Origin of the sequence: Ferrimonas sediminum (assembly GCF_900100175.1) — a bacterium.
Lineage (GTDB): Bacteria > Pseudomonadota > Gammaproteobacteria > Enterobacterales > Shewanellaceae > Ferrimonas > Ferrimonas sediminum.
Genome location: NZ_FNEM01000007.1, coordinates 73,771 through 87,010, shown reverse-complemented (window position 1 = coordinate 87,010; position 13,240 = coordinate 73,771). Strand labels below are relative to the sequence as shown.

Genomic DNA, 13,240 nt, shown 5'->3' with positions numbered 1-13,240 from the left:
CGATTAGAGTGGCCAGGATACCACAACGCCGGCAACCGCCGGCGTTGTGGTATCTGGTCTAAGTTGTTCAGCTTTCGCCAAACAGCGGGTAGGGGCGGGGTTGCAGCGTCAGCTCGATCTCCCCTAGGCGCAGGCGGGTGTCGGCATCAAGCTCTTTGGCCAAGATGGTGGTCAGCCAAAGCTGGCCGTTCACCAGGGCCTGGTTCAACACCACCCCGGCCCGGCGCCAGTTATCGCCCATGGCCATCTGCAACTCGGTGTCTTCAGGCAGAGCGTCGGCGGACCCCATAGCGATGTACATGGCGCGTTTATTGCCGCCGCGAAAGTGCATTCTGGCGATGGTTTCCTGGCCGATATAGCAGCCTTTGTCGTACTGAATGCCGCCGACGGCATCCAGGTTGAGCATCTGTGGCACCAGTTCACCGCTGTGGTCCTGGCTTAGCATCGGCCAGGCCTGAGCCACTTCGTGTTGTTGCCAGTGGCTGAGATCGGCGCCGTCAAGGCCGGCAAGCGTCTCTGGAAGCTCGCCGACGACCAAGGCGCTATGGCTATCTCTGAGCAGCTGGCTGTCGCCGAGGCGGCGCAGAGAATCGGTTCCCGGGAAGTGGGCATCGGCCTGATCCAGGGCGTCGTCGCCCAGCAATCCGTGCAGCGGCAGCTGGTCGCTGATGTCGCTCAGCTCGACTTTATTGAACACGGCGTACTTCTGCATCTGCGGCAGATCCACCGCAATCAGATCCCGCGGCATGATCAGCAGTACGTCGGCGTCTCGTTTGAAGATGCGGAAACTGGCCAGCAGCTTGCCTTTGGGGTCGCAGTGTCCTCCCCAGCTCCAGTGGGTCGGTTTCAGCTGGTTCATGTTGCAGGTCAGCTGACCCTGAAGGAAGGTGATGGTGTCATCACCGGTCAAACGGACAATACCCAAGTGGGTGAGGGGAATAAGCTGCGCCATGGCGAGTCCTACAATAGGGATACGGTTATTGCGATTAAGTTTAAGTGATGGCGGGCGGGAAAAAAACCACGCTAAGTCCCCATTTTGCAAAGGGACTTAGCGAAGGTGGTGGTGTTAATGAAGAATGCGGGCGCGAATGGTGCCGTCGATGGCGTCCAGTTGAGCCAGGGCGTCGTCGGCATGTTGGGTAGCCACGTCCATCACCACATAACCCAGGTCGCCTTTGGTCTGCAGGAACTGCGCCAGAATGTTGATCTCTTTGGCGGCAAACGCCTGGTTGATCTGGTTCAGAATGCCGGGCACGTTACGGTGGATGTGCAGCAGGCGGCTGGCGCCGGTGTGCTCGGGCAGAGCCACTTCCGGAAAGTTGACCGCCGAAAGGGTTGATCCGTTGTCGGAGTATTTGGCCATCTTCGCCGCCACTTCGATGCCGATGTTCTCTTGGGCCTCCTGAGTGGAGCCACCCACGTGAGGGGTCAGAATCACATTATCGAACTCCCGCAGTGGCGTCAGCAACTCTTCGTCGTTGGACTTGGGCTCCACCGGGAACACGTCGATGGCGGCGCCACGAATGCGCTTGCTCGACAGGGCGGCGCACAGGGCGGGAATGTCCACCACGGTGCCCCGTGAGGCGTTGATAAGAATGCTGCCCTGGCGCATGTGAGCCAGGGTGTCGGCATTGATCATCTCTTTGGTGGAGGGGGTTTCCGGGACATGCAGGCTGACGACGTCGGCCTGGCTCAGCAGCTGCGGCAGCGACGGCATCTGGCGGGCATTGCCCAGAGGCAGCTTGTTTTCGATGTCGTAGAACATCACCTGCATCCCCAGGCTTTCCGCCAGCACCCCCAGTTGGGTGCCGATGTGGCCGTAGCCGACGATGCCGAGGATCTTGCCCCGGGCTTCGAAGCTGCCGCTGGCGCTCTTGAGCCAACCGCCACGGTGGGCGAGAGCGTTCTTCTCCGGAATGCCACGCAGCAGTAACAGAATCTCGCCCAGCACCAGTTCGGCTACTGAACGGGTATTGGAGAAGGGGGCGTTGAACACCGGGATGCCGCGACGGGCGGCGGCGTCCAGGTTGACCTGGTTGGTGCCGATACAGAAACAACCGATGGCCACCAGTTTCGACGCGCCGTTGATGACCTTTTCCGTCAGCTGAGTTCTCGATCGAATGCCGATGAAGTGCACGTCCTTGGTGCGCTCCATCAGCTCCTCTTCGTTCAGCGAGGTTTTCAGGACATCGACGTTATCGTAGCCGGCCAGCTTAAAGCTCTCGATGGCACGGGGATGAACGCCTTCCAGCAGTAGAATCTTGATCTTACTTTTGTCGAGGGAGTAGTGGTTCATGGTTCTGCTTCCATACAGCGAAAGTCACGATGGCTCGGAGTCCGCGGGTGTGCTGCTGTGAATAGTTATGCCAAAATGCGGATTCCACTACCTTACCTTAAATCCTTTTTCTATGAACAGGGTATTTGCTGGTTATACTAAGGTTCAATTATTTTATTGCATAAATAGATAGTGTTAATGACTGCTACCCTGTCCCGAATTGTCTGGGCCGCGATTTTCGCCGCGGTACTCATCTGGTCTGCCATCGAACCGAAAGACACCCTCACCTGGTTTCTGGAGGTGTTGCCGGCGCTGATCGGCGCCGTCGTTCTGCTGGCGACGCTGAAGCGCTTTCCCCTGACCCCGCTGGCGTACCAGCTGGTGCTGGTGCACTGCATCATCCTGATGGTTGGCGGCCACTACACCTACGCCGAGGTGCCATTATTCGATACCATCGGTGATTGGTTTGGTTGGCAGCGCAACAACTACGACAAGGTGGGCCACCTGGCGCAGGGCTTCATTCCGGCGATTCTGGCGCGAGAGATCTTTGTTCGGCATCAGGTGGTAAAAGCAGGCAACTGGCTGTTTTTCCAGTGTGTCTGCTTTGCCCTGGCGCTGTCGGCCTTCTATGAACTTATCGAGTGGTGGGTGGCCGTGGCCAGTGGCGAGTCGGCGGAAGCCTTCCTGGGTACCCAGGGGTACCAGTGGGATACCCAGTCCGACATGATGTGGGCCATGGCCGGCGCCATTCTGGCGCAGCTGCTGCTGGCCTCTCGCCACGACACCCAGATGGCGGCCCTAAACTCCTAGCTCATCAGATCTGGTGCCCTGGTTTAGCCAGGGCATTCCAGAACATCGCCATGGCCGCCTGCTGATGATCGGCATCCTCCCTGAGCTGGGGGTGATCGATGAAGTAGGCGGCGCTGGTCATAAACAGGGTGTGGCACATCTCCATCATCAGATCGTCCGGATGGTCGGCGATCACCCCCTCCTTTCTGCCCATCTGCAGCAACTCCAACACAAACCCCAGGGTTTCAAACTTGGCGGTTTTGCGAGTCTCGGCGGTCAGAAACGGTGATTGGTAGTAGGCCAGCAGAAACCGAATTTTGTCGGGGTGGGCCAACGCCCAGGCCATGGCACCCTGCCAGATAGCACTGGCCATCTCCAGAGTTCTGGCGTCGGTGTCCAGCGGCGGCAGGGTGTCGGCCATCTGCCGCTTAATCTGCAGGTACAGCGCCGAAATCAGCTCCTGCTTGTTGGCAAAATGGTGAAACAGGGTGCCGGTGGCCACTCCGGCGGCCTTGGCAATCTTGGCCGTGGCCGCGCCCTCCAACCCCTGCTGCACAAACAACACCAGTGCGGCATCCAGAATTTGTTGTCGTTTCGACGCGCTCACCCCGTCTCCTTAACGTAGGAAAAGTTTAAAAATCAGTTTTTGAATCCACTTGCCGTAGGGCGGGTGCATCAGGATGCCGGAGCTGAATTTGCCCTGGGTCAGTACCGTTTTGGCCTTGGAGAAGGTCTTAAAGCCCTCAATGCCGTGGTAATGGCCCATGCCAGACGGACCGATGCCGCCAAAGGGGGCGTCGTCTGCCGCCACGTGGAACAGGGCGTCGTTGATGCACATGCCGCCGGCGTGGGTTTCGCTGATGACCTTTTGTTGCAGCACTTTATCATAACTGAGCAGGTACAGCGCCAGAGGGCGGGGGCGGTGGCGAATGTAGTCCAGGGCGTCGTCGATGCCGTCGTAGGGAATCACCGGCAGCAGCGGGCCGAAGATCTCCTCCTGCAGTACCGTCATCTCTTCGGTGGTATTCAGCAGCAGGTGAGTGGTGAGGCGCTGGCGGCTGTCATCGCGGTGCTGACCTTCGACGCAGGGAATGGCGGTGGCGCCTTTGGCGGTGGCGTCCTCCAGCAGCCCCAGCAGGCGCTTATATTGACGCTCATTGATGACGGAGCCGTAGTCGCTGCTGTGAACGCCTTTGGGGTACATCAAGGCGAAGTTTTTCTGATAACTGCTGACAAAGTCATCCAGCTTGTCGCGGGGTACCAGTACATAGTCCGGCGCGACACAGATCTGGCCGGCATTGAGGCATTTACCGTAACTCATGCGTTCGACGGCGTTGTCGATGTCGACGTCAGGGCACACAATCACCGGTGATTTTCCCCCCAGTTCCAGGGTGACCGGCGTCAGGTTATCGGCTGCGGCGTGCATGACGTGACGGCCGATGGCGGTGGAGCCGGTAAACAGCAGGTGATCGAACGGCAGTGAGGTAAATTGCGCCGCCAGTTTGGCGTCGCCTTCGATGCAGGCGACATGGTCGTTATCAAAGGCACTGGCCAACATTTTCACCAGCACCCTATTGGTGTGAGGGGTGAATTCGGACAGCTTCACCATCGCCCGGTTGCCGGCAGCGATGGCTGTGATCAGGGGGCCCAGTGACAGCATCACCGGAAAGTTCCATGGCACCACGATGCCGACTACGCCCAGAGGTTGGTAATGCACCTCGACCTTGGCGGGAGACAGCAGTAACCCGGCGTGACGACGCTCGGGGCGAGCCCATTTTTTCAGCCGTTTGCAGCTGTATTTGATGTTCATGATGCAGGGCAGGATGTCCGAGATCAGCGTATCCTGGGTGCTGCGGCCGTCGTAATCCTGGTTCAGCGCCTCACAGAGGTGATCTTTATGGGCCAGCAGGGCGGTTTTGAGGCATTGCAGGCTATCGATTCGAGCCTCTACCGAGGGCATGGGCGCCTGGTGAAACGCCTGCTGCTGTCGGGTAAACAGATCCAACATCCGTTGATGGTCATCCGATACCTTGTTGGTTTGTTGCTCGGTCATAGGGATTCCTCGATAACATAGAAACCGACTGATTGGTCGGTCTGATCATCGTCCAAAAGAAAAGCGCCGTCAAGGCGCTCGTCAATTTGGTGTCAGATGCTGTTCTGCGGGTGCATCAACTGCTCAATCTCGGAGACAATTTTCACGTCGTCCGGCTTGGTGGTCGGGGCCCAGTAGTCCACCACCTGGCCGGCCGGGTTAATCAGGTACTTATAGAAATTCCATTTCGGCGATCCGCCTTGGCGAGCCAGCTCTTTGAAGATGGGATCGGCGCTGCTGCCACGGACAGAGATGGGCGACAACATGGTAAAGCTGACGCCGTAGTTGCGGTAGCAGACCTCGGCAGTTTTGGATTCGTCGTCCTCCTCCTGAAAGAAATCGTCGGAGGGAAATCCGATGACGATCAGCCCCTGATCGGCGTACTTTTTGTGCAGGAACTCCAGCTGATTAAACTGGGGGGTGTAACCGCAGTTGCTGGCGGTATTGACGATAAGTACCGGCTTTCCGGCAGTCAGGTCACACAGGTTGACCATCTCTTTATCGTGCAGGCGGCGTTTGCTGACGTTGAGCCAGTCCGGGCAGCTGGCGGCAGTAATGCTGAAGCTGGCAAGCAAAGCCAGAATACAAACTAGGGGGCGCATCGCAATCTTCCTTGTTGATCTGAAAACGGGATTCCATAACCGTTTACGGTGAGGGGGGAGCAGCCGATCACCCTGAAGGTGACCGGCTTGGGTTTACTTGATGGTCTTGACCCCTTCCGGGGTGCCCAGCAGCAGCACGTCGGCTCCACGGTCGGCAAACAGGCCATTGGTCACCACGCCAACGATGGCGTTCAGCTGGGTTTCCAGCTTGGCCGGCTCCATGATCTTCATGTTGTACACATCGAGAATGATGTTGCCATTGTCGGTGATGACGCCTTCCCGGTACACAGGGTCGCCGCCCAGTTTTACGATTTCACGGGCGACGTAGCTGCGGGCCATGGGAATCACCTCCACCGGCAGCGGGAAGTCGCCGAGGATGTCTACCTGTTTGCTGCCATCGGCGATGCAAACAAAGGTTTTTGCCACGGCGGCCACGATTTTCTCGCGGGTCAGGGCTGCGCCGCCGCCTTTGATCATCGCCATGTGCGGGTTGATCTCGTCGGCACCGTCGACATAGACCGACAACTGATCGACGCTGTTGAGGTCGAAGACTGGAATGCCGAGGGCTTTCATCTTGGCGGTGGAGGCTTCGGAGCTGGATACCGCGCCTTCGATGCTGGATTTTTTGGTGGCTAGGGCATCGATGAAGTGGTTGACGGTTGAGCCGGTGCCAACGCCAACAATGCTGCCATCTTCTACGTATTCAAGCGCGGCCCAGCCTGCGGCCTTTTTCATTTCGTCTTGTGTCATGGGGCAATCTCCTGGAAGTTTGCCCGAATTATAGTTCCCTTAGGGCATAGAGATAAATAGATGTCTGACAGACAACGGGGAATTGAGGTGGAAACTTGTGGCTGTGGTTGCAAATGGCGAGGGCTGGGATGAGCCTTCTTATCGGGGCCGCAGGGAGAGACGGCCCCGATACTCTTAGGCTTTAGGCGTCAACCAGACGACCTTCCTGCTTGATGGCGATCTTTTTTGGCTTCATCGCTTCGGGAATCTCCCGCACCAGATCCACGTGCAGCAGGCCATTTTCCATGTTGGCGTTGCTGACCTCAACGTGGTCGGCCAGTTTGAAGCGGCGTTTAAAGTTGCGCTCGGCAATGCCTTGGTGCAGGAAGTGACGGCTCTGCTCGGTTTTGGCCTTGGTGCCATCGATGCGCAGGGTATCACCTTCGACTTCGATGGCCAGTTCATGGTCGGCAAACCCGGCCACGGCCATGGTGATGCGGTAGTGGTTTTCCTCTACCAATTCAATATTGTATGGAGGGTAGCCATTCTGGTTTTCACTGCGCTGGGCTTCGTCCATTAACTTGGCAAAACGCTCGAAACCGATGGCGGATTTGTACAGGGGGGCAAGATCAAAACTACGCATACTGTGTGTCCTCAATTGAGCAACAAAAATAGAGAGTGTTTGCACCTTCGGCTGGCCTCCATTGAGCACCAGCCCGGTACACTTACTAGATGGGGTTGGGGAAGCGGCTTTCAAGTCCGGCAGGCTAATTTTTTAGCCATCGGTCTATGCATTGGCCGGGTTGAGTCGTCTTATCGCTCCGATTAGTTGTTGTTTTTCAAATGGTTTTGGTACGTAATAATCCATTCCTGCGTCGTAACAGGCGCGGACATCGTCGTCGAGCACACTGGCGGTGAGGGCGATGATGGGGACGCGGCGGCGTTTGTGACTCTCCTCGATCTGGCGTATCTGGCGGGTCGCCTCAAAACCGTCCATTACCGGCATCATGCAATCCATCAAAATGATGTCAAACTCCCGCTCCAGCACCATATCGGTGGCGATCTGGCCATTTTCGGCAATGGTGACCTGGTAACCAGCTTTTTTTAAAATGATTTCAGCCACCCGTTGATTGGTTTTATTGTCTTCCACCAGCAGTAACTGGTTGTGGGCATCGTGGCTGTGCTCGGTGTGACCCTGGGCGTCGCTGATCCGTCGTTTCGGCCTCAGTGTCTGTGTGGTGGTTTGCTTGACCTGGCCCAGTAGCTTCAGCAGGTTTTTTGCCAGCCGCTCCCCCCGAACCGGAGTCATCAGCATCTGGGTCGGGGCTTTTATCTGGCCCAGAGTCAACCCGGATGACAGGTCGTTAAGCACCAAAACCGGTAGCGGGTGGTGGCTCTGGGTCAGCAACCGGTTGAGATCATTCAGCCCGTCGCCCAGGCTGGAGTAGCGCACCATCATCAGATCAAACTGGTGATGGTCGTGATCCTTCAGCAGGGTTTCAGCATCCAGCAGACGACTGGCGTAGTTGACACTCATCTGCCAGGTGTTGAGTTCGCGGGTATAGCGTTTGGCTGAGTTGAGGTTGGTGTCAAGCAGCAGCACTTTGGTTCCCTTCAGGGGGCTGCCGCACAGAGCCGGGCTGGCATTGATTTCAGCGGGAATCCGGACACTGAAACAGCTGCCCTCACCCTTGGTGCTGGAGACGACGATCTCGCCGCCCATCAGTTCAGTGAGCTGCCGGCAGATGCTCAGACCTAGCCCGGTGCCGCCAAACTGGCGGGTCGTGGAGCCGTCCTCCTGCCTGAAGGGGTGGAATATGTCTTCCAGCTTGTCGGAGTCGACGCCGATGCCGGTGTCGCTGACCGACATGGTCAGCATCACCATATTGTCGGCTCCCAACTGCCCTTGACAGGACAACAGCACCTCCCCTTCGCTGGTGAATTTGACCGCGTTTGAGAGCAGGTTGAGCAGGATCTGACGCAGGCGGTGGCCGTCGATCATTACATGAGAGGGCAGGTCTGGTGGCAAATCCACATCGAACTGAATCTGTTTTTCCATTGCCTTGGGCGCGATGACGCTGGCCACTTCGTAGAGCAACTCACTGAGCTTGGTTTTGATGGGGGAGATCACCAGGCTGCCAGCTTCGATCTTGGACAGATCCAGCACGTCGTTGATGATGGATTGCAGTGCCCGGGAGGAGTTCTGGATGGTGTTGAGGTACTCGACCTGCTCACCGTCCATGTTGGTGGCGCTGAGAATGTCGGTCATGCCGATGATACCGTTCAGCGGCGTGCGGATCTCATGGGACATGTTGGCCAGGAAGATGCTCTTGGCGTGGTTGGCCTGCTCGGCTTCCTCTTTGGCCTGGATCAGGCTGGCTTCGAAACTCCCCCGCTCCTGAATCAACCGGTTGAGAGTGGCACCGAGCCGGGCCAGTTCGTCATTGCCCTGCAGCTGAATGCGGGTGTCGTAGTCGCGGCTCTCCTCGACGGTTTTCATGGTGGTACCGATGACCTCAATGCCTCGGTTCAGGTGTCGGGACAGCCTGGCCGCCATTAGTATCAGCAGTGCCATCATTGATACCAGGATGGCGAGGTTGATGATGAAATTCTGTTGCCTATGGGCGTACGCCGAGGCGGCCGTGGAGGCGATATCCTGGTGAACCGAATCCAGCACCCGGTTGAGCAGACCCATGCGGTTGTCGGTGGCGCTGTGGTCACTGCCGCCGCTGAATTCGCCATTCAGTAGCCGCTGCTTCAGGATGTTGCCTGAGGTGAAGGCGGCTTCGGTGAATGTCTCCAGCAACAGGTTGATCTGAGCATCGGTGGCGTAGACCGTCAGGTATTTGTCCAGCACCGATTGCTGCAATATCGACAGCTCAACCAGCCGGGCACGCATCAGCGGGTGCAGCTGTTGCTGCTGTAGCGCGTCATTGACGATCACCTGCTCCTGACGGGCAAACTCCTGCATAAACAGCAACTGGTTATAGGCCTGAATCCCTTCACGAACCACCCGGCTCTCCACCTCCACCGGTAGCGATTCCACCCGTCTAAGGCTGCCGATTTGCCAGTCGTTGACCAGAGTCAGCCACTCCCAGATATTATCCCGTCCCTGATTTGGGTCAGGCAGGCTGCCGACCAGCATCTCCAGCTCCTCCAGGTGCAGCGAGAAGTCGCCGCTGCTGGTTTCAAATAGGGTGCTGAAGGCGGGATCGCCCAGCCGGGTTTTGGCGAGCTGGGCGTCGGAGAGCAGGGTTGCCATGTGAGTGACGGAGGGGGCCAGGATCAGCTGCTGGCGCAACTGATCCATGGTGTGCATCCCCAGTTGAAAATCGGAGATCAGCCGATAGCGTTCGTCAATCTGCTGCAGATTCTGCAGCTCCTGGTATTGCCACAGCAGGTAACGGCCAAAAATGATGGAGCAGAACAGGACCGGTATGGCGACCAATAGGCGGATTTTTGCACGCAAAGACAGACCGACGGCCATGAGCATCCCTTCTCAAGCAGCAAAAGTCGAAGAACTTTCTATACTGTTAGCTAAAGCCTAGCAACTAATCTCAGTTTTGCTGCTCAAGGATGGGCGTTGATGAAAACACCTTGGACAATCGGTGGCGGGGGGCTGCTGCTTGCTCTGGCACTTTTGTGGCCAGGCGTAGGCCTGTGCGGCGATTACGTACTGATTACCCTCAATGATGCCATGCCGGTTATCAGTGAAAGCAAAGCCAAGATGTTGTATCTGGGCAAGCTGAGATCCATCGATGCCTTTGGCAAGGTGGACCTGGTGGACTGGCCTGAGGGCAGCCCGGAAAAACAGACCTTCTATAAATCCTTTCTGAATAAATCCATCCCCCAGATCAACAGCCGCCGGGCGCGATTGGCCTTTTCCGGCAAAGGGCAACCGCCAGATGCCATCAGGGAGGCGTCGGCCGAAGCCATATTGCAGTGGCTGTCTGAAAATCCCAGGGGGATCGCTTACGTGGAACGGCAACAGGTGCCTCAGGGGGCACGCATTATTCTCGATATCGAACAGGGAGTGGGTCGATGAGAGCAGCAAGAGTTGTGTTGGTGGCGGCCTTGGCACTGATCGCCGCTCCGGCCTGGGGAGGCATCGCCTTATGGGATGACTATCTGGTGCTGTCGGGGTTTGCGTCGGTGTCGGCGGCCAAGAGTGACAACGCCACCCCCCTGTACATCCACCGCCGCTTCGATGACGACTGGTGCTTCGATTGTGACACCACGGTGGGGTTACAGCTGGACTCTCAGCTCAGTGAGTCGTGGCGGGCGTCGGCGCAGGTGGTGAAACGGCCACAGGATACGTTTTCTGATCCTCAATTTGAGTGGGGCTACCTGGGGTGGCAGCTGACCGACAATCTGCAGGCCCGAGGTGGTCGACTGAGGCTGCCGCTGTTTGTGGCCTCGGAGTACTACTATGTGGGCAACGGCTACCCCTGGGCCCGTCCCCCCATCGATGTGTATGGCACCATGCTGGGCATTACCTCCTTTAACGGCCTCGATCTGTTGTACAACTACAGCCTGGGTGACGAGCTTGAGCTGCAACTGCACCCCTTCTATGGCGGCCATAACCACGAGAAGGTCGATTTCGGGCCGTCGACACTGAAGGTTGAAACCAAGGTGCAGACCGGCGTCAGCGTTAAACTGCATGGCGCCCGCTTCCTGCTGAATTTTACCTACTTCTACGCCGATTTCGAGTTGGATGATGAGCCCGATAGCCTGGATGTGTTCTCCCTCGGTGGCCGTTATGAGTTTGTTCAATGGGAACTGTGGGCCGAGTTCGAGCGCGATAAGCTGCAGCAAGCCGCTTACGTGGCCGCCGCCTGGAATCTGGATTCATGGCAACCCTATGTGATGGTGTCTCAGGCCTGGAAGCGGCTGGAATCCACCAGCTACATAGCTGGTGTCCGCTATAACTGGCTGCCTAACTTGTCGGTCAACCTGGAGTATCAGCTGGCGGATGCCCGCAATGGCAGCAGTGGCCAGTTTACTCTGCCGCCCCAGACGTTAGGGGAACCCACCGAGGCCAACCTGGTGACCCTGATGCTGAGTTACAACTTCTGAGCTACGGGTTGGGCCGACACTCTATCCACTGTTCCGGGGTGGCGATGGCGTCGATGTCGATGTCCCACGGCTGAGGGGGGAGTGCCGAGACTTGCTGGCATTGGTGGGCGATGCCGATCAGATGGCAGGGCCGGTTGGGGCCGGCGAGAAAGCGATCGTAAAAGCCTCCGCCCATCCCCAGCCGGTGCCCCTGTGCGTCGAATCCCACCAGAGGCATCAGCATCACCTCCATCTGATGTTTCAGAATCAGTTCGCTTTGGTTCCAGTAGGGTTCGGCGATGCCAAAGTGATTGGGCTTGAGCCGGGTGTCGGGGGCGTAGCGTTGAAACAGCATCCGCTCCCGGCAGAACGGGTGCATCACTGGCAGTGCCAGGGTTTTTCCCTGTTGCCATAGCCGGTGGGACAGGGGCTGCAGGTCGGGTTCGCCATCCTGTGGCAGGTACAGGGCGATAACCTTGGCGTGTTGAATCTGGGGGTGCTGGCTCAGTCGCTGGCTCAGCTGTTCGGCGGCGCTCAGATGCTGGGCTGGGGTCAGCGCCCTGCGGGCCTGGCGCAGCTGTTGCCTGAGCGTATGTCGAGGGTCGGTACAGGTCATGATAGAGGGTTCGACAGAATCGAGGGTAAAGTTACCCTACCGCAAAACGGGTTCTGGAAGAAGGAGAGCACGAGGAGATGGTGCTCCCCGTAGATGCCGCTGTAAGGTGTAAGCCCGTGAACCGTAGGTTCAGGGCGGAATCGCTGTTATCGCCGTAGGCTTCTCGGTGCGTGCCGAGCATGCACAATAGCAACAAGCAGTGATCCCTTGGATCTTAAGCATCGGCCAGGGACATAACCTACTGGCGAACATCACAGGGAGCTCAGTATCTGTAGAGCATTCTACCGGGCGGTACCTTAATCCTGCCTTACCGGCCGGGTTGGCGGTGAAAGCAGGCGCCGGTTGCGGTGATAGGCACCATTGCACTTAGCCTGTGCAATTACTTGAATCCGCTTGGGCGTGAGTTTCCCCGTAGATGCCGCTGTCAGGCGTAAGCCCATGAACCGTAGGTTCAGGGCGGAATCGCTGGTGTCACCGTAGGCTTCTCGGTTCGAGCCGAGCCTGCACAATAGCAACGAGCAGTGATCCCTTGGTTTGTAAGCATCGGCCAGGGACATAACCTACTGGCGAACACCACAGGGAGCTCAATAAGTGTAGAGCCAAACCCCTTGCGGTGCCTTAACCCTACGTCTTCAGTCTATTGTGGCTCGGAGCCGGACTCAACCGATTTCGGCAGGTCCTTTGCGCGATCGCACAAAGCCTGTGCAATTGTTTTCTCAAGTGCTTGAATTCGCTTCGATGTGAGCTTTTGCTCTTCATCGGCACGGGTCTGGTAGGCGAGCAGTTCGTGGGTCAGATTCAGGGCCGCCATCACCGCCAGCTGATCAATGGTCAGCAGGGCGTTGCGTTGTTTCAGCTCCAGGAAACGACGATTCAGCAGTTGGCTGACGTGTTGAAGGGTGGCCTCTTCTCCCGGTGGGCAGGCGATGGTGTATACCCGTTCAAGTAGCGTAATTTCAATGGTGTTGGAGCTCATTCTGGTTCCCGGTAACCTGACTGGTGGCCGACTCTATATCGGCGCGACGAATTGTTCAATGCCGGCGGTGCGTCATGCGGGCCAATGGCATTGATATTGCTAGATT

13 protein-coding genes and 2 other RNA genes are annotated in these 13,240 nt (G+C 57.5%); 3 read left to right on the top strand and 12 right to left on the bottom strand.

Annotation, left to right across the window (positions count from 1 at the left end; all coding sequences use genetic code 11):
- Positions 1–67: 67 nt before the first annotated feature.
- Both ygfZ and serA read right to left on the bottom strand, forming a co-directional pair.
- Positions 68–952: a CAF17-like 4Fe-4S cluster assembly/insertion protein YgfZ gene (gene ygfZ, locus BLT77_RS10155; protein WP_090365161.1), complete on the bottom strand. Its 885-nt coding sequence runs from the start codon at positions 950–952 to the stop codon at positions 68–70.
- Positions 953–1,066: 114 nt separating this feature from the next.
- Positions 1,067–2,296: a phosphoglycerate dehydrogenase gene (gene serA / locus BLT77_RS10150; protein ID WP_090365160.1), complete on the bottom strand. Its 1,230-nt coding sequence runs from the start codon at positions 2,294–2,296 to the stop codon at positions 1,067–1,069.
- A 177-nt stretch (positions 2,297–2,473) separates the two neighbouring features.
- Here serA and BLT77_RS10145 point away from each other — a divergent pair, with 177 nt between their 5' ends.
- A complete protein-coding gene (locus BLT77_RS10145) occupies positions 2,474–3,085 on the top strand; it encodes a DUF2238 domain-containing protein (RefSeq protein ID WP_090365159.1) in 612 nt (203 codons plus the stop codon).
- Between the two features lie 4 nt (positions 3,086–3,089).
- Here BLT77_RS10145 and BLT77_RS10140 read toward each other — a convergent pair whose 3' ends face one another.
- The 6 genes from BLT77_RS10140 to BLT77_RS10115 all read right to left on the bottom strand — a co-directional run bounded on the left by BLT77_RS10140 (position 3,090) and on the right by BLT77_RS10115 (position 9,980).
- Positions 3,090–3,671, bottom strand: a complete 582-nt coding sequence (locus tag BLT77_RS10140) for a TetR/AcrR family transcriptional regulator (protein ID WP_090365158.1) — start codon at positions 3,669–3,671, stop codon at positions 3,090–3,092.
- 9 nt (positions 3,672–3,680) lie between these two features.
- Positions 3,681–5,117: a coniferyl aldehyde dehydrogenase gene (locus BLT77_RS10135; protein ID WP_090365157.1), complete on the bottom strand. Its 1,437-nt coding sequence runs from the start codon at positions 5,115–5,117 to the stop codon at positions 3,681–3,683.
- A 92-nt stretch (positions 5,118–5,209) separates the two neighbouring features.
- The gene (locus BLT77_RS10130; protein ID WP_090365156.1) at positions 5,210–5,758 is read right to left on the bottom strand and encodes a glutathione peroxidase; all 549 of its coding nucleotides are present in this window, start codon (positions 5,756–5,758) and stop codon (positions 5,210–5,212) included.
- A 93-nt stretch (positions 5,759–5,851) separates the two neighbouring features.
- A complete protein-coding gene (gene rpiA, locus BLT77_RS10125; RefSeq protein WP_090365155.1) occupies positions 5,852–6,508 on the bottom strand; it encodes a ribose-5-phosphate isomerase RpiA in 657 nt (218 codons plus the stop codon).
- A 181-nt stretch (positions 6,509–6,689) separates the two neighbouring features.
- On the bottom strand, positions 6,690–7,130 hold the full coding sequence (locus tag BLT77_RS10120; protein ID WP_090365154.1) for an Hsp20 family protein: 441 nt from the start codon (positions 7,128–7,130) through the stop codon (positions 6,690–6,692).
- Between the two features lie 144 nt (positions 7,131–7,274).
- Positions 7,275–9,980 carry a hybrid sensor histidine kinase/response regulator gene (locus tag BLT77_RS10115; protein ID WP_090365153.1) on the bottom strand — a complete coding sequence of 902 codons (2,706 nt, stop codon included), beginning with the start codon at positions 9,978–9,980 and terminating at the stop codon, positions 7,275–7,277.
- Between the two features lie 93 nt (positions 9,981–10,073).
- Here BLT77_RS10115 and BLT77_RS10110 point away from each other — a divergent pair, with 93 nt between their 5' ends.
- On the top strand, positions 10,074–10,532 hold the full coding sequence (locus BLT77_RS10110; protein WP_090365152.1) for a hypothetical protein: 459 nt from the start codon (positions 10,074–10,076) through the stop codon (positions 10,530–10,532).
- On the top strand, positions 10,529–11,563 hold the full coding sequence (locus BLT77_RS10105) for a hypothetical protein (RefSeq protein ID WP_143026608.1): 1,035 nt from the start codon (positions 10,529–10,531) through the stop codon (positions 11,561–11,563). Before BLT77_RS10110 ends, BLT77_RS10105 begins: the two co-directional genes overlap by 4 nt.
- 1 nt (position 11,564) lies before the next feature.
- Here the strand turns inward: BLT77_RS10105 and BLT77_RS10100 are convergent, their stop codons facing one another.
- The 4 genes from BLT77_RS10100 to BLT77_RS10085 all read right to left on the bottom strand — a co-directional run bounded on the left by BLT77_RS10100 (position 11,565) and on the right by BLT77_RS10085 (position 13,134).
- Positions 11,565–12,158 carry a 5-formyltetrahydrofolate cyclo-ligase gene (locus BLT77_RS10100; RefSeq protein WP_090365150.1) on the bottom strand — a complete coding sequence of 198 codons (594 nt, stop codon included), beginning with the start codon at positions 12,156–12,158 and terminating at the stop codon, positions 11,565–11,567.
- Positions 12,159–12,238: 80 nt separating this feature from the next.
- Positions 12,239–12,421, bottom strand: a non-coding RNA gene (ssrS, locus tag BLT77_RS10095) — 6S RNA.
- 139 nt (positions 12,422–12,560) lie between these two features.
- A non-coding RNA gene (gene ssrS, locus BLT77_RS10090) (6S RNA) lies at positions 12,561–12,743 on the bottom strand.
- A gap of 52 nt (positions 12,744–12,795) precedes the next feature.
- Positions 12,796–13,134, bottom strand: a complete 339-nt coding sequence (locus tag BLT77_RS10085) for a cell division protein ZapA (RefSeq protein ID WP_090365149.1) — start codon at positions 13,132–13,134, stop codon at positions 12,796–12,798.
- Positions 13,135–13,240 lie beyond the last annotated feature (106 nt).